Source organism: Hanamia caeni (assembly GCF_003721595.1).
Taxonomy (GTDB): domain Bacteria; phylum Bacteroidota; class Bacteroidia; order Chitinophagales; family Chitinophagaceae; genus Ginsengibacter; species Ginsengibacter caeni.
The window spans coordinates 14,844-32,546 of record NZ_RJJR01000009.1 but is presented as its reverse complement, the minus strand read 5'-3'; the positions used below and the strand labels follow the sequence as shown (position 1 = coordinate 32,546).

Sequence of the window (17,703 nt, the reverse complement as noted above, 5' to 3'; positions counted from 1 at the left end):
GGAGAATGGTCTTCAGCTTTCAACAATTCACTTCCTTCCTCTTCGCCGCCTGTTTTCATTGGTGAAAAATTCTGCGAACGTGTCAAAATCCCTGCGATAAGAAAGCTGAATACCTGTGCGGTTTCGCCGCGTAACGCCGGCAATATCACCGATATCCGCATCGCTTCTGTTGAAGCCAATTACACGCAATTGGCCATTTGGTGTAATGAGGTATTCAAAAGAAACGTCAGGGGTGAATAAAAAATTCGAATTTGAAGTGGTGACAGCCTGGCCCAGCCTGTAATCGACGTTTCCGGCTACGGTCACGAGCAATTTATTATTCAGGAACGCAGTTCTAACGCCAAAATTTCCCACATTGGTCAGTTCTTTTTGAGATGCGCCTTTCTGAAAATTTAAATCTCCTGTGTTGATATTAGTAATCAGGTTTACCGATTTTGTATTCAACACTTTTTGAAGCCATGAGTTAAGGGAAGTAGAAAGTGTTGCGGATAGTAATTGTCCCACACTTCTTGTAACAAAATTTCCTGTATTGTTTCCGGTTATTAAAGGCTGGTCGCTGCTCATAAACTGGTTGAACAAAAGAAGTGAAGCCACCTGGTTCATCAGGGCTGTTTTATCTTCCTGGAACCTGGTTTTTAAATATTCTGTTGCTATGGGATCTGATTTTAAGGGATTATCAAAAGGAAACTGGAATTCAAATTCGGGACGTGGATCTTTCAGCGTTCCTCTCAGCTTAAAAATGATATCCACATCGCCGTTTATATTTCGGTAGCCTGTAGTCGTAGGAATATTATTCATGCTCACATTCTGCGCCTGGTAAATGGCATCAATATTTAGCGTGGCGAGATAAGGATCGCCCTGCCATTCAATGTATCCCTGTTGCAGATTGAAAGGTGTTTTTAAAAATGTCTGAAAATTAAAAGTATATTCTCCCTGCTCTACATTATATCTTCCGCGGATTGTGAGCGGGTCTGTAGTGCCGGCAGTGATATTCAGCTTTCCGCTTCCCTGTGCTTTTATCACATCACCGGTAGTTTCATCAAGTATTACGTCAATTTTTGCCAAAGGATTTGCCGTAAGTTCCATGTTCACTTTAATATTCGTATTATGGCGCGACACAAGATCGGCTTTCATTTCACGGCCAAATTTTATGAAAGTAAGATAATCCATCGATCCCGATTCGGCCGTTTCGCCGGTGGGTAAATAAATATGGCTGCTGTCGGTGGGCTCCCCGGAAATATCCATCTGCATGTCTGTTAAAAATCCATTAAGCGATAATTCTGCACGGCCCACAACATGCCCGTAGAATTCAGTGTTATCGCTGGATGTAGTATTAAGCAAGCTGAATTTGGCAGGCCCGTTTCTACCCGGATCTGTTTTAAAGTGAAGTTCATTAAAGAAAAAATTATCAAAAAAAGTATGGTAAATCTTGCCCGTTAGGGTACCGGTATTTTTAAGGGTATCAAGAACTTTAATAGAACCAAAATCTATTTCATCGGGCTTAAAAGTTATAACGGAACTATCAGCCAGGCGGTAATGGCATTTGGTGTAGTCAATAGTTAACGCTGTACTATCAAGCACTATGCTGCCAGTTAATTTTGGTGCTGATGCTTTTCCGGAAATGGCCAGCTTGCCTGTTGCTCTGCCCTGTAGGCTGCTGAATACAGAATTGAGATACGTTTCAAGTACATTGATTCCCGAATTATTAAATACAACTGAGCCGCTTAATTGATTGATGCTGGTATCACTAAAGCTGTATCCAAAATTTCCTCTGAAGTTGTATAGATTATTATTTGAAATAAAATTTATTTTCAATTCACCCGGACGTGCGTGGTATTCACCGTTAGCCAGTAGAATTCCAATTGAATCTGTTTCAAATTTAAATTCATCAATTTTTGTGTCAAACTCGATTCCCATATTTCCAAAAGGATGCCTCACGCGCAAATTTCCATTAAGCAATCCACCAATCTGTGGATATTTTAGGAAAATGGGCGCAAAGTCGCCGACGATCAGATTTTGTACAGCAAGCAAAATATCATTGCCGCCGCCATTTTCAGAAGGCTGCGTCGAAATATATATTTCCTGCCCGTTTTGAGAAAAGCGGATATCATTCGCAGTGAGCAAACTATCGTTTAATTCAAGCACTCCTTCTTTTGCTATTTGCCATTGCTTTTGATTTATGGTGAATGTTGATGGTTTAAAAATTAATTTAAAACCATGCCTGTTGGTTTGAATCTGGGCAGACAGATCCGCATTATTAAATGTTTTGTTGCCTGTGGCATTGATAGATATATCAGAAATGTCATCTGCGGCCACTATGCTGAACCTGGTGTCAGGAGAATGGAGGCTGTCATTAATCACCACGTCGTCTATATTGCCCTGCAGAGCAAGCGTATCGCGGGTTCCTGTGGCTGTAAAATCAATTACATTAAATTGGATATTACTATAGTTGAATTGTGGAATATCGGCCTGCAGGTCTAACGTGTTGTTACCAATATTAATATTTCCCTGCAACACAGAATTGTTCAGGCCCGTCATTCTTTTATCAAATAAATTGAGGTAATCGCTAACGTTTCTCGTTTTTATATAAAAATTAAACTGCTGATTTTCCAAAACTTTTTTTGGCTTATTAATGTAGGCAGGATAATATTTATTAAGAAATAGCTGGAATGCATCTGGTATTTCCATTAATTTGAAATCGCCGTTGATACCGGCTTCCAGTTCGTTAGTCTCGAGCGTCAGAAATTTTTTATCGTTCACAAAGGTTGAACTGATATACAATGAATCAAATGAAAGCTGCTTGCCTTCATCAGAAAGAACTGCGCTGTATAATTTTGCAGAGCCCAGGAAATTATCAATCGAATTGCCCGTGAAGTTTAAATTGAATTTACCCGTAAGTGAAATACTATCATTGGTAAATTTTAAGTTTTTAAGATGTAATCTTTTTACATTGGCTTCCAGATCAAATTGCGGATTTGCCTTGCTGAAATTAATTGAACCTACAAGCGTGTCAATAATAATATGCGGATCATTAATGCTTGCATTGCCACTAAACAATTTGTTGTGAAATTCTCCGTGTACAATAATATTCGAATACGCATAGCTGTTATATTCAACTTTTTTTATGCTGCCATCTACCGCAATGTCCACATTGTTCGGATCAAAACCTTCTCCTTTCACCTTACCATCAAAAACGATATTTCCGATGCTGCTGTTCTCAATAAATTTTCCTAACTGAAAATTATCCGTTGAAACTTTTCCATTATAAACCGGCCTCCCTTTCGGCGGAAGCGTAAGATGCAAATCGGTTTGTAACGTTCCGATATCGGTTTGCAAAGTTCCGTAAGTCACAAAATCATTTAAATATCCCGTAAAACTTCCGCTGAAATTAATTTTTCCAAAAGCGCCCAGGTTAGGATTGGTAACGTCTTCTAATGAAGGGATAAGTTTGGCAAGCTCGGTATAGCTGCTTGTGAATTGCCTGGCACGAAGGTCAATAAATGTTTTATCCAAATCAGGCAAACCGCGCAGGCTGACATCACCCTTAAGAATATTTTCGTTGCCTGCCTTAATATCCATATCGTGCGCTGTGAGGTTGTCAATTTTTCCCGAAGCCCTGCCTGACAAAATAAAATCAGTTTTCCAGGAGCGCGTATCCGGAGCAAAATAAGCCAGGTCGTCGCTGCTCAATTTGCTGTTTTTGAAGTGGCCCTCAACAGTTACGCTGTGAATAAAATCCTGCATATCCTCATTGAAATTGCGATAGCGCATGGCATAATAATCCCGGAGATGGCTTTTGTTGGTTAGGATGTCGAGGTCTTTAAACTCCATTAGCTCAGGCGTAAATTTTAATTGGGCGGAAATATTTTTTATCACAAAACCTCCGCGATCTTTTGCTGAAAGAGAAAAGGCCGCCTGCAAGGTATCTTCAGCCAATTTTATATTTTTGAAATTTCCGTTTATGGATGAAATAATGATGTGCCTTTCATCAAATACATCGTTAACCGGCGCAGAGCCTCCTTCTCGTTCTATGGCTACAAGTCCATTTGATATATTCAATCTTTTTGCAGATAATAGCCATTGATCAGGGTTCCAGCGCAAGCCCTTTATTTCAGTAGTATCGGGCCCGGCAGAAGATCCCGTACGGGGCGGGCGATTGCCTGTATAATCATACATCGTGAATGAAGGAGTATCTAACCGGGCTTCGCTAATCAAAATCTTCTTTTCTTTCAGATCAAACTTATCTGCCCTCACCACTAACCTGCCTGCAGAAACAAGAATATTTTCGCCGCGCCAACCATCTTTTTGCCAGATGCGTACATTTTTTAAATTGACCACTTTAAGGTCGAGGTCTATCGAGGAAGAAGTTGTATCCTTTTTTTTATTTCCTGATCCTGAAAAATAGTCTACCATAAACTGGTAATTCCAGACGGAATCCGAGCGATATAAATTAATCAGCGCATCGCTCAGTCCTATATACTGTAGTGTAATATTCTTTTTGAAAAAAAACCAATCCGTGATGTTCACTTTTGCATTGCCTGCAAACACCAGTGTATCTTTTTGATGATCAAGAATCAGCAGACCCTGCATATCCATCTTGTCGAAAAGCTCAAGATTAATTTTTTTTATAGAAACAGTAGTTTGTAAATTTTTTGAAAGCCTTTGTGCAACGCGATGGATGATAAATGTCTGAAAAAATGTGGTCTGAATTAAAATCCAAAGAACAACAATGAGCACCAGTAAGCTCAACAGGACTTTTAGAAATATTTTTGCAATTTTTTTCAGACCAAATCAGATTATCAGCAAAAATAAAGAAACGCTATGGTAAGCCAAACATATGAAATGGCGATTCCGTTGCTAATTTGTTAATCTGAATTTTAGAGATGAACAGTAAATCAATAAATAATTCGTTTTTTTCTTTTACTGCACCACAAAACAGAAAACTATTTATAAATTACTTTTTCTTTTTCGCTGCTTTTTTTGGTGCCGCTTTCTTCGGCGCGGCTTTCTTTTTGGTGACCTTTTTATCAAAGGCTTTTGGGTCTTGCTGAAGAATCATTTTCTTCACATCATCCAGTGAAAGAGCGGCAACTTCCTCCGCAGTATATTTTCCACCTCCTGGCTTTGCGGTTATTTTCATCATTTTTTTCCCGAAGCGTATAAAGGGCCCCCAGCGGCCGTTTTCAATAGCAATTTTTTCTTCAGGCCATTGCTGAATGTAACGATTGGCTTCTTTCTCAATTTTCTTTTCAATAAGTTCATTGCAATCATCCTGAGAAAGCGCATCAAAATTATAGGCGCGTGGCACATTGATAAACATCTCATTCCATTTTATAAACGGTCCAAATCTTCCCTTTCCTTTCGTAATCGGCTTATCCTGGAAATAGCCGATGGGAGCGTCTTCCACCTGCCGCATTTTGATAATCTCGATGGCCCGTTGTAAATCCACTTCGGTTGGCTCCTCGCCCTTTGGAATGGAAATAAACTGTTCGCCCCATTTCACATAAGGCCCGAATCTTCCCACATTTACTGACAGTTCTTTTCCCTCATATTCTCCGAGGTTGAGCGGAAGCTTAAATAATTCCAGCGCCTCATCCAGCGAAATAGTTTCTATGCTTTGGGTAGCTTTTAGCCTTGCAAATCTTGGCTTTTCTTCGTCTTCTGCATTCCCTATCTGCACCATTGGCCCATATCTTCCCATTCGTGCTATCACGGGTTTTTCGCTTACCGGGTCCACGCCTAATTCCCTTTCGCCTTTGGCTCTTTCTGCATTCTCAAGTGTATGCTCCACCGACTCATGGAAGGGCTTATAAAATTCGCCCACCATCTTGTTCCATTGCAGGTCGCCCTCTGCAATTTTGTCGAATTCTTCCTCAATATTTGCAGTAAATGAATAATTCATCACGTTTTGAAAGTGCCTGTCTAAAAAATCTGTAACCACCAAACCAAGATCTGTAGGAAAAAGTTTTCCTTTTTCCGCGCCTGTTATTTCCGATGTTTTTATTTTTTCTATCACATTTTCTTTTGAAAGCCTCACGATCCTTATCTCCCGCTTCGTGCCTTCTTTATCTCTTTTCTCTACATAGCTTCTTTTGATGATAGTGCTGATAGTAGGAGCGTAGGTGCTGGGCCGGCCAATGCCCAGTTCTTCCAGCTTTTTCACAAGTGACGCTTCAGTATATCTCGGAGCATGCCTCGTGAATTTTTCAGTGGCTGTCATTTCTTCAAACTGTAATTGCTGATTTATTTGCAATGGAGGCAGCCTGCTTTCGCTGCCAAAGCCCGAATTATCATTTTCATCATCATCATTGTCTTCATGATATACTTTCAAAAAGCCATCAAATTTCAGCACTTCGCCGGTGGCTGTCAGCTCATCTTCTGTAGTACTGATTTTTATTTTCGCTGTTGTCTTTTCTAAAAGGGCATCACTCATCTGGCAGGCTATGGTGCGCTTCCAGATTAATTCATAAAGGCGGCTCAATTCAGGATCATTAATTCTCATCTCGCTCATATCTGTAGGCCTGATAGCTTCATGCGCCTCCTGAGCGCTTTGACTTTTAGTTTTATAATTCCGCATCTGCAAATACTTTTCTCCGTAATTGTTCAGTATCTGGTTTTTGATTTGATCTTTTGCGGTACTGCTCAGATTCACGCTGTCTGTTCTCATGTAGGTTATTTTCCCGCTTTCATATAATCTTTGCGCAATAAGCATCGTTTTGCTCACACTATAACCTAATTTTCTGCTGGCTTCCTGTTGAAGCGTCGAAGTAGTGAAAGGCGCTGCTGAGGTACGCTTGCCGGGTTTTACGATAATATCTTTTACCGTATAGCTGGCATTTTTGCAGCGGTTCAAAAAGTTTTCCGCGTCTTCGATTGTCCTTGCACTGCCGTCTTCAGCCCTGAAGGAAATGCTTTTGCCGGAATTGTCTGTGGCAGCCAGCTTCGCTTCAATTTTGAAACTGCCGGTTACTTCAAACTGGTTGATTTCTCTTTCCCGTTCTGCTATTAATTTTACGGCTACGCTCTGTACACGTCCTGCGCTGAGGCCGCCTTTCATGCCTATTTTTCTCCACAGCACCGGCGACAATTCAAAACCTACGAGCCGGTCCAGCACTCGTCTTGCTTGCTGGCTGTTCACGAGATTCATATCTATAAGCCGCGGATTTTCGACGGCTGAATTGATGGCAGGCTTGGTAATTTCGTGGAATACAATTCGCTTCGTGGTTTTTACGTCGAGGCCTAGCACTTCGGCTAAATGCCAGCTGATGCTTTCCCCCTCGCGATCTTCATCCGATGCAAGCCACACTGTATCTGCTTTTTTCGCATAATCTTTCAATTCTTTTACCACCTTAGCCTTATCCGCAGGCACTTTATACCGGGGTTTAAAATTATTATGCACATCTATGCCCATGTCATCTTTTTCAAGATCGCGGATGTGGCCATAACAGCTCTTTACTTCGAAATCTTTTCCTAATATTTTTTCAATTGTTTTCGCTTTCGCCGGAGACTCAACTATCAATAAATTTTTTGCCATAATCTTCAGAATTTTTCCTTTTCCAATACCTGCTTCCAATTATATAATATAGTGAAATTTAATTGTGCAGGTCGCTGCAATATTAGCGTAAAAATTAAAAATCAAGTTTTCAGGCATTAAATTGATATATGAACACCGTTCATTAACTTCGTGACATCCAGAGACTAACCGCTTTATATCCTTTGATTTTTGTGCGTGGAGATAAAACCAGCAAATTGAAAAATTTTTATTTTATCTTAATTTTATTTTTAAACACAATTGCTTATTTAAAACCAATTTGAATAAGGTTATTTACGAAAAAAAGTTGCCAATGAGAGTTGTAATGCTGGGATCGGGAAATACGGCTACGGTTTTGTCAAAACTTATTACCAAAAGCGGCCATCAGTTAGTACAGGTGCTAAGCCGCAATGAAGAAAATGCAAAAGCCCTTGCTTCCTTATATAATGCCTCCACAGTTCCGCTCCACTCGCCGCAGTTTGCAGCGGCAGACATTTATATTTTTGCCCTGAATGATGCAGCCCTTGAACAGCCTGAGAAATTTTCGGCCCTCAGCGGCAAGCTGGTAGTTCATACTGCGGGCGCAACACCGATGAATGTCCTAAAATACCTGACATCTACTTATGGCGTTTTATATCCTTTGCAGTCGTTGACAAAATATATGGATGGCACTCCTCAAATTCCATTTTTGATTGATGGCAACAGTAAAGAAACTTTAAGCGTGATTTCTAAATTTGCGGCAACGCTTTCTGATAAGGTGACAGAGGCTAACGATTTGGAAAGGCTGAATTACCATGTAGCAGCAATTTTTGTAAATAATTTCACCAACCACTTGTATGCGCTTGCCGAATTATTTTGCAAAAATGAGAATATTGATTTTTCTTTTTTGTATCCATTGATAGAAGAAACCGCAAGACGGGTGCAGAATAATTCGCCCTTTCTCACACAAACCGGCCCGGCAATAAGAGATGATATTTTTACTTTAAACCGGCACTTGCAGGCACTAAATTCTGTTCCTAACCTGAAATATATTTATCTTAAGCTTACTGAAAGTATCATTAAGCATCATGGCAAAAGATAATTATTTTGAATGCATAATGCCCACATTAAAATCTCATTAACTTGTTTTTATCATACCTATACCTATATTTGAAAAAATAATTCAGGAAAAGGATAACTGCTGAAGGTTTATTTTCTAATCCACTATTTTGTTTGAAATGCAAATTCTTAAACGGTTTAAGCTGATCACAACTTTTATATTTGATATGGATGGCGTGCTGACAGATGGAAATATACTTATTGACAAGGATAACAACTGGCTAAGAAGCATGAATGTACGAGATGGATACGCCCTTCAATTGGCGGTAAAAAACGGATATAGGGTAGTGGTGATTTCGGGAAGTAATTCCGAGCCTGTAAACGAAAGATTAAAGCGCCTTGGCATTGAAGAGGTGTTTATGAATGTGACCGCTAAAGCAGATTTTGTAAAAGAATATTTGAAAGAAAATAATCTGGAAGCTAACGAAGTTCTTTTTATGGGAGATGACATACCGGATTATTTTTGTATGAAGATAGCAGGCATTTCTGCTTGTCCTGCAGATGCAGCCATAGAAATCAGGGAGGCTGCTTCTTATGTTTCAATTTTTAAGGGAGGCAATGGTTGTGCCAGGGACGTAATTGAAAAAGTGCTGAAGCTGAACAATCACTGGCCACTTGAAAATAAGATTCCATCCACCTGATTATATTTATCCATTTTAAGTTTTACCATGAAAACGATTGGCGCATTTTTCAGATTAATAAGGTGGCCCAATCTTATTTTCATTATACTCACGCAAGTGCTCTTCAGGTATTTTATTTTGCCTTTTGTTTACCTGGAAGCACATGCGGGCTATGAAGCCATAAAGCTTTCTGAAGGATTATTTTATCTCCTGGTTATAGCCTCCGTTTGTATAGCGGCTGCGGGATACATTATTAACGATTACTTTGATGAGAATATTGACCAGGTAAATAAATTGCCAAAAGTAATCGTAGGCAAATTCATAAAGCGGCGTTCAGCGATTTTGCTTCATGCCGTTTTTTCTGCGATTGGCCTGATGTTGAGCCTGTATATTGGTTATAAGCTTCGAAACCCTTTCATTCCTTTTTTCAATTTTATCGCAATCATGCTTTTGGTTTTTTATTCAAGCACTTTCAAAAAGAAAATTCTTATAGGAAATATTATCATTTCGTTGCTGACGGCCTGGACCATTTTAGTTCTTACCCTTGCCGAATACCGGTTCCGGATTTCTCCTCATGATGTGGTGTGGCAGCGCCTTTTAAAAGTTTCTTTTATTTATGCTGGCTTTGCTTTTATTATTTCTTTGATAAGAGAGGTGGTTAAAGACATGGAGGATATTGAAGGAGATTTGCGCTATGGTTGCAAAACAATGCCCATCGTTTGGGGCCTGCCCGTAAGCAAAGTGTTTGCAGGTGTCTGGATTGTGGTGCTCGTTGGAATGTTGGTCGCCATACAACTGTATATAATTCAATTGGGCTGGTGGTTATCTGCACTATATACTTTTGCGCTGGTCACCATTCCCAGCCTGTGGGTATTAAAAAAATTATATAAGGCCAATACACCCGCCGATTTTCACAGGCTCAGCTCCGTGATAAAACTCATTATGCTTGCAGGCATCATTTCAATGTTATTTTTTTAAAACTCCAGGTGGATAATGAAAAAAATTATTTTAGCATCGGGCTCGCCGCGCAGAAAACAACTTTTAGAACTTGCCGGAATTCCTTTTGAAGTAGTAGTTTCTAATATTGATGAAAGTTTTTCGCCGGAAATGGATCCGTTTCAGGTAGCAAAATATATAGCAGAAAAGAAAGCGCTGTCGGTTCAAAAAACGCTGGTTAACGGTGATGCATACACGATAATTGCAGCAGATACAGTAGTTGTTTTGAATCATGAATTTTTAGGCAAGCCGGCCGACCGCGGCGAAGCGATTCATATTCTCTCAAAATTATCCGGCAAAATTCATCATGTGATTACCGGGGTTTGCATTTTGTCTGGTTCATATAAAAATGTTTTTGAAGTAAAAACTGAAGTTGAATTTTTTCCGTTGACAAAAGAAAAAATCGAATATTATGTTGACACTTACAAACCTTACGACAAGGCAGGAGCCTATGCCATACAGGAATGGATTGGCGCCGTTGGAATAAAATCTATTAAAGGCGATTTTTACAACGTGATGGGCCTGCCCATAAGCGGGGTAGTAGCTGAACTGGAAAAGCTGCACCATCAGTAAAGCAAGAAATAATATGTTTTTTATTTCCCTACCATTCTAATTTAACGGAGGTACCATCAGGATCGTTTTCAAAACTAAGATAAGTAGTATGTGATAAAGCATCCCACGATGTTTTTATAATCTTCACCGCTTGCCCTTTTGCATCACTCAAAGAGATTTTTGCAGGTTCATGTGGCAATAAAATGCGGAGGCTGTTGGTAGTATTCAACGGGCTTTTAGAAACAAATGAATATTCATTTGGCTTTACTTTCTCGTCATAAATCCTGGAAGCAGATGCCAATACCTGCGGTTGTTTTTTATTTTTGATCCGCAACAGATCATACAAAAACGCCTGGCGTCCCGGCTCTACTGTTTTCTTTGAAAGCACCGGTAATTCCGGATCAAAGAGGTCTATCACAGGCCTGTTTACAACAAATGGCTTATCACTCACGCTTTCATCCATTACAGAAATAATATCGTAAGGGCCTCTTTCCAGATAGAAAGAATTTTTAAAAATTAATTTACCGGCGTGTGCATCATTTTCATAAGCTTTCTTGATAGTATTTACAAAATCGCTGCCGCCGCCTGGTTCCATTACAAGCTCTTTTGGATTTTTGCGAATGACATATACGGTTCCCTTTTTTACTTTGAATTGTTGTGTACCTGAATCATTAACTTTTAAGTTTAAAAGATGAAACAAATGTTCTGAAGGGGTTTTATACTGATTGCCTTTGGTATTCCACCATTCCATCACACTTTGATAGGGATCATCATCCCTGCCGCAGTAGATAAGCACTCCGCCTTTACTTACCCAGTCGGCTAAGTATTCATGAACTTTTGGTGAAACAGGTTTCATGTTTGAATAACTAACTATCAGCACTTTTATATCTTTTAATGTAGCTGCATAATTCAGGTTTTCCATGTGAACCGTTTCTACCGGCACCCCGGATTTTAGCAAGGGCATTGTTTGGCCATAAAAATTGGAAAATTGCGGATCTTCAAATCCGTCGTGAGTGGGGAACCTTTGAAACATTAATGAATTTCCCATAAGTACGCCTATTCCCTTTGAGCCTGATATCCGGTTCGTACTTACAGGCATATAATTTAATGCATTGACCATTACCTGCATTTGAGTAGAATAGTACCTTGGAATTAAAACTTTTTTATCACTGTTGGCTAATTTGTAAGGCCGGGTATAAATTCTTTCAGGCCACGGCATTACTTCATAATTTGCTACCATTGGATACAGAAGCTCTGCTGCAAACGTGGCCTGGTAGTTTTGTTTGTAATCCTGCCAATCACGCGGCCAGTCTTCAATAGGATCCGTTAAAAAAAACAATTTTCTTTTGGTTGGCGCTGTCATCGAAACCATTGAGCCGTACTCGAGAAATGCGTTCTCAAACACCCGTTCCTTTTCTTTGCCGTTGTAATATACCGGCTCCCTTGAAGTGCCGGTCCATACCTGGGCAATATATCCATCAATACCAGGCAAGGATGCAAGGCTCGCTTCAGGGCTTACTATTTGCCACGAGGAATAATTAACCAGTGAATGAGTAGGGATAAATACTTTCACGTTCAGCCCTTTGCTTTTTCCATATTCTTTTGCATAAGAAGATACTTCTTTAATTGCATTGTAATAGAGCTCATACTTTAGCTTGCTGGACAGGTAAGTATTTTCAGGTGATTCGTGCTGAGCCCTCCAGGGAAAGCCGTAGTACTTTTGCCATTCGTCTTTAAACGCAGAGCTATAGCCTGCCCTTGCCCAAAACTCGGGCTCTTCGAGGAAGATGGAAGTAATCCCTTCATCAATTACTTTTTTTACAATGGCAGTCTTCATATAATTAATGAAAGAAGCAACTGGCACGATATAAGGAACATTTTTTCCATGCCATATCGTATCGCCATTGCGCTGCACCTGGCCTTCTCCCAAATGGTTTTTGCCATCCCATTTTCCGAGAAAGTAATCCTGGTAATTACCCCAGGCGATGCCGGTCATAAAATCAGTTTGGTAACCGCGGTCGCGCCAGGATTGTACCCGCTGCGCAAAAGTCATCTCTGGCCGGTCACCAGCTCCGTAAACAATCGCTATATCAGAACGAACATCTATTTGCGGAATCCATGGGCTGCTGGTTTGAAAAGCAGTTTTCTCTTTATGTTGAATCTGTTTATCCGCGTTGGAAGGCGCTTGTGCATACAGTGCGTTTACAGAAAGGTTTAAAAAAATACCTACTGAAATTATGGTTTTGATCATTGCTATATTTTTTTTTACAAGCATTAAAAAATAGTCATGTTGAGATGAAAAAAAGTCGTCTGACGTCTGAAACATCAGTATAACTAAAAATAAAAAACCTGATTATTTGTTCCTTTACTGATAGAGTTTCTTGCGGATTAAAAGATTTTACCGTGGAATATCTACTCTTACTGCCTCATTATAGTTATGCCGTTTTATATTTTCCGTTGCATAATTAATTCTGGCTGCACCCCTGATGAACACTGTTCTGCCGGAAGGTGGTTATCCCATTCGCGGTAACCAACATACGCCAATTATTCTCCCACAACAGTAATAACAATGTTTCTGGAGCCGCCCTGGTTGCGGTGTTCACACAAATAAATTCCCTGCCAGGTGCCTAACGCAAATCGTCCGTTTGTTATGGGAATTGAAACAGAACTGCCGAGGATAGCGGCTTTCAGATGCGCAGGCATATCATCATCGCCTTCATAATTGTGAATGTAATTTGAATCGCCTTCAGGTACTATTTTATTAAAAAAATATTCAAAATCTTTTCTCACCGTGGGGTCTGCATCTTCATTAATAGCCAGAGATGCGGAAGTATGCTGAATAAAAACATGACAAATACCTTTCCTGATATCACGGAGTTCTGGAAGAGATTGTTCTATTTCTGAAGTAATCAAATGAAAACCCCGCTTTCTTTCTTTAAGCCTTATGTGTTGCTGATGAATTTTCATAGTGTAATATAAAAGTATTGCCAAAAGTAAAAAATACTCAATTGCCTTTTAAGCTTACACAAATAAAACCTTTATGCAGTAAACCAATAAAAAGAGATTTTTTTATTTTTATCTTCATGCGATTGCATACAATTGACATCGTAATGAAAAAACTTTTTCTTCCATTTTTGTTTTTATTTTTTACTAAAATCTCCTCTGCCCAATTTTCCATTAGCTCCAACCATCGTTATCTTTTAAAAGATGGAAAACCTTTTTATTGGTTGGGCGATACCGCCTGGGAATTGTTTCACCGGCTTACAAAAGAGGAAGCGAATGAATACCTGCAACGCAGAGCCGAACAAGGTTTTACGGTTATCCAGGCCGTGGTACTTGCAGAGCTTGATGGTTTGCATACGCCCAACGCCAATGGCGACAAACCTTTGATTGATGATGATCCTACCAAACCTAATGAAACTTATTTTAAGCAAGTCGATTATGTGGTTGATAAAGCAAATGAGTATCATCTTAACATTGCGATGCTTCCAACGTGGGGCGATAAAATTTATAAAAATACCTGGGGAACAGGCCCCGTTATTTTTGACACCGCAAATGCGAAAATTTATGGAAAATGGATTGGCAACCGTTATAAAAACAAAACCAATATTATCTGGATATTAGGCGGAGACAGGAATCCACGAAATGCAAATGATGTGGCAATTTGGAATGCAATGGGAGAGGGGATTATGCAGGCTACCGATGGAAAAGCAATCATTAGTTTTCATCCCCAGCCGAGTGATTCAGGATCGGCAACATGGTTTCATCAACAGCAATGGCTGAGCTTTAATATGTTTCAAACCGGCCACTGCCGCGACCTCGCAGTGTATGATAATATTCAGCTTGCTTATCATCTTTCTCCCGCAAAACCGGTGATAGATGGAGAGAGCCTTTATGAAGATCATCCGATTTGTTTCAATGTAAAAGACCTCGGCACAAGCAGTGCTTATGATGTAAGAAAAAATGCTTATCTCGATGTTTTTGCCGGCGCATTTGGCAACACTTATGGCTGCCACGACATCTGGCAGTTTTATTCTCCAGAACATGAAGCCGTGAACGGGCCTCATTTCTATTGGCAGGATGCGATGAATTTGCGCGGCGCTAATCAAATGAAGTTCGTGAGGCGATTAATTGAATCGCATCCTATGTTGGAAAGAATTCCTGATCAATCTTTGATTGTGGAAAATAACCTGGCTCCTTCAGAAAGAATACAAGCCACGCGTGGAAATAATTATGCATTTATTTATACTGCAGAAGGGAAACCCTTTACAGTTTTGTTGAATAAAATCGAAGGAAATATTTTAAAAGCATATTGGTATAATCCACGTGATGGAAAAACTGTTGATTTGGATAGTGTAGAAAATAAAGGCACAAAAAAATTCATTCCTCCCTCTTCAGGTTATGGACAGGATTGGGTCTTAGTGATGGATAACGCTTCAAAAAATTACCCGAAGCCCTGATTTTTTTTTTAAAGAAATTATTCACGAGGTTTTTTAAATGTAACAGTTTTAGGAGCTATAATATCTTCTTTCAACGGCATACCTTCACGAAGCCACTGGTCGAATTCTTTTCGTTTATTTTCAATGTCAACGTCACTCAATTCCGGCAATTCTTCTATTCCATCAAAGACTTTTGTATCCTCTTTTTCCAAATGACAATAATTTTTATTACTGAATTTATATTCAGTTTCCAGCCACGTTGTTATCTGTTTTTCATTTAAAGAAATTTCGCCTAACAGCATATACTCAGGGAAATCATTTTTTATAAGATTTGGATGAATCCATGCACAGGCATTTACGTTTAATGCTGGTAATTCTCTAATTCTGCCATATTCATACGGTATCCACATTGAGCCTCGCCATTCGCCGGTAAGGCATGCTATAACGTGCGTGCAATTAATCAACGCAAACTCTATAATACATGCTGTTATCAAAGGCATAATTTTTTCAGGAACTCCTTTTTGTTGCAGCATTTTAAGGTCTGGATCGAGCACGTCCACCCAATAAGCAAAACCGTTTTCCTCTGCAAGTTTGGCGATGCGAAGCGCAAATTTTGCATCATCCCGCCGGTGAGAAACAAATAAACGCGGGCATTTATTTTTTGGTAAAGTGGGAAATCTTCTGAGGCGCATCAACAATAAGGTTGCCACCAGTTCTTCTGCAGAACGATTTTCCAATAAATCCTGCTGTTCATAAATATTGAAGTTGCTGTTTGTGATTTCTGTCAATTCACGCAGGATGTTAATTCTGGTATCCCGTCGCCTGGCGATGCTTTGCTCGTCTTGTTCAGAAAAAATCAATTCAAGCAGAAGGGAAATTAATTTCTTCCAATCATCTAAACCAACAATGTTATAACCTTCACCAGAGCGGTTTTCAACATTAAAGCGATTGTCCAATCCTTGTTCTTCATGCAGGAAGTAAAGATAGTTTGACATACTTTATAATTTACAATCTGTTTTACAGAAATTGGTGTATTAAACCATTGCTATCCAAAAATTTCGGGATCGAGTCCCATTATAATATTCTTCAGCCATTGCAGGCTTTGTTCATCACTTGCCCTTATTGCTTTGTCATATATTTTTTTCAGATTAGCTGCAGTGGATTCTTTCATCCAGTTTTCAGGAATGCAGGTTTTAGCTGCTGCAAAATATTTTCGTGCATCCGCCTCGTTCAAGGCCAAAACCGAAATCTCAAGCCCAGAAGCTTGTGTCCAGTAATCTTTAGGCTTCAATATTAGCTGCCTTTCTATAGCATAAGTTACTATTGGTAAAAACTTTTCAAAGCGCGGATCTTTCTCTTCTCCTAAATACATCAACGTAAGCGCGTTAATACCAGGATAATAATCTCTCGGATCTGATTCAAAACCTTCCACATAAGTATCAATCGCCTGCCTGCGGTACTCGGCGCTCATGTCCACATCTTTTTTGTTATCATCCATCATTCCTTTATAAACGGCGCCGAGCAGTCCTGTTGTTTCCGGATCGGGGCCATATTTGTCGGTGATTGTTTTTAACATGGCTTCCGCATCATCGCGGTTGCCGGTTTTATTATAGGCAAGGCCAAGTTGTTGTTTTAAATAAATATTCTCATTGTATCTCCCGTCTGTCAAAGGTTTCAACATGCTGACAATCTCTTTAAAAGCATTCACACTTTTGTAGGCATCAATAATTGCATAAAGAAGATCATATTTATATTGCAGTCCATCGCCTTCGCCTTTTTCAATTTGCACAATTTGATCAACAATGGCTCTTTTATCCGATTCAGTTTTATTTTTTTCTTCATCGGTCGTAGCTTCTCCCTTTGACTTGTCAAGGGCTTTCCATTGTTTCACCAGGTCAATTAATGTTTGCTTCTGATTTTTTAACTGGATTACACTATCGGCAAACGAATCGGCATCCTGCTGCAGGTAGTTGAGATCAGGAAATTTATATTGGGTGATTAATTGGCCAATCGGGCTGTCTTCTTGCGCTTTTTGTACATCCAAGTTTATTTTTATGAGGCCGGCAAGTGAAGTAATTTTTGAATCTAAGTCCTGCACTTCTCCATTTTCAAAGTTGTAAGGAAAGGTTCTTAAAGCAGCCGTGTCAAAAGGCAGCTTCGTATTCATTTCAAAAATACTTACAGTAGTGTAGGGTTTCAACGCATGCCGGATACCCAGCTCATAAAAGACATTGGCGTTGGCAAAACTAAGGTCAGCAACGGCAAAATCACAAAACATCAGTCGCTCATACATGGGTTTATGAATAAAGCCGCCGCTCTTTTCTTCGTCGGCTCTTATGGGTTCGAGGCCAGCCTTGATAATAGCAGGTTTGATAAAGCTGTTGTACACCTTATCAAAATCAATTTCTTTTTTGATGCCGTCTGATTTGGTTCCGAAGGGCATAAGCACAAAACATAATGGTCCCAT

The 17,703-nt window shown here is 39.6% G+C and carries 11 protein-coding genes; 5 read left to right on the top strand and 6 right to left on the bottom strand.

All coding sequences use genetic code 11. From position 1 onward, the window contains the following. Positions 1-27: 27 nt before the first annotated feature. A complete protein-coding gene (locus EFY79_RS11745; protein ID WP_123120913.1) occupies positions 28-4,749 on the bottom strand; it encodes a translocation/assembly module TamB domain-containing protein in 4,722 nt (1,573 codons plus the stop codon). Positions 4,750-4,954: 205 nt separating this feature from the next. Beyond that, positions 4,955-7,534, bottom strand: a complete 2,580-nt coding sequence (gene topA, locus EFY79_RS11740; protein WP_123121110.1) for a type I DNA topoisomerase — start codon at positions 7,532-7,534, stop codon at positions 4,955-4,957. A gap of 310 nt (positions 7,535-7,844) precedes the next feature. Here topA and EFY79_RS11735 point away from each other — a divergent pair, with 310 nt between their 5' ends. From EFY79_RS11735 to EFY79_RS11720, 4 genes are all read left to right on the top strand, one after another. After that, the gene (locus tag EFY79_RS11735) at positions 7,845-8,612 is read left to right on the top strand and encodes a Rossmann-like and DUF2520 domain-containing protein (RefSeq protein WP_148041910.1); all 768 of its coding nucleotides are present in this window, start codon (positions 7,845-7,847) and stop codon (positions 8,610-8,612) included. A 136-nt stretch (positions 8,613-8,748) separates the two neighbouring features. Further along, a complete protein-coding gene (locus EFY79_RS11730; RefSeq protein ID WP_123120911.1) occupies positions 8,749-9,270 on the top strand; it encodes a KdsC family phosphatase in 522 nt (173 codons plus the stop codon). A gap of 27 nt (positions 9,271-9,297) precedes the next feature. Beyond that, entirely contained in the window at positions 9,298-10,227 is a 930-nt protein-coding gene (locus EFY79_RS11725; protein WP_123120910.1) for a geranylgeranylglycerol-phosphate geranylgeranyltransferase, read from the top strand. Positions 10,228-10,242: 15 nt separating this feature from the next. Next, positions 10,243-10,818: a Maf family protein gene (locus EFY79_RS11720; protein ID WP_123120909.1), complete on the top strand. Its 576-nt coding sequence runs from the start codon at positions 10,243-10,245 to the stop codon at positions 10,816-10,818. Positions 10,819-10,846: 28 nt separating this feature from the next. On the opposite strand, the gene EFY79_RS11715 is transcribed toward EFY79_RS11720, so the two are convergent. Together EFY79_RS11715 and EFY79_RS11710 are read right to left on the bottom strand one after the other, a co-directional pair. Beyond that, the gene (locus tag EFY79_RS11715; protein WP_123121109.1) at positions 10,847-13,048 is read right to left on the bottom strand and encodes a hypothetical protein; all 2,202 of its coding nucleotides are present in this window, start codon (positions 13,046-13,048) and stop codon (positions 10,847-10,849) included. Positions 13,049-13,341: 293 nt separating this feature from the next. After that, positions 13,342-13,764 (bottom strand): secondary thiamine-phosphate synthase enzyme YjbQ, encoded by a 423-nt coding sequence (locus EFY79_RS11710; protein WP_123120908.1) that lies wholly within the window; start codon positions 13,762-13,764, stop codon positions 13,342-13,344. A gap of 143 nt (positions 13,765-13,907) precedes the next feature. Here EFY79_RS11710 and EFY79_RS11705 point away from each other — a divergent pair, with 143 nt between their 5' ends. Next, positions 13,908-15,257, top strand: coding sequence for a glycoside hydrolase family 140 protein (locus tag EFY79_RS11705; RefSeq protein WP_123121108.1), 1,350 nt, complete (start codon positions 13,908-13,910; stop codon positions 15,255-15,257). A gap of 17 nt (positions 15,258-15,274) precedes the next feature. On the opposite strand, the gene EFY79_RS11700 is transcribed toward EFY79_RS11705, so the two are convergent. After that, positions 15,275-16,231 carry a toll/interleukin-1 receptor domain-containing protein gene (locus EFY79_RS11700; protein WP_123120907.1) on the bottom strand — a complete coding sequence of 319 codons (957 nt, stop codon included), beginning with the start codon at positions 16,229-16,231 and terminating at the stop codon, positions 15,275-15,277. Between the two features lie 50 nt (positions 16,232-16,281). Next, complete coding sequence (locus EFY79_RS11695) at positions 16,282-17,703, bottom strand: TRAFs-binding domain-containing protein (protein WP_123120906.1); 1,422 nt, start codon at positions 17,701-17,703, stop codon at positions 16,282-16,284.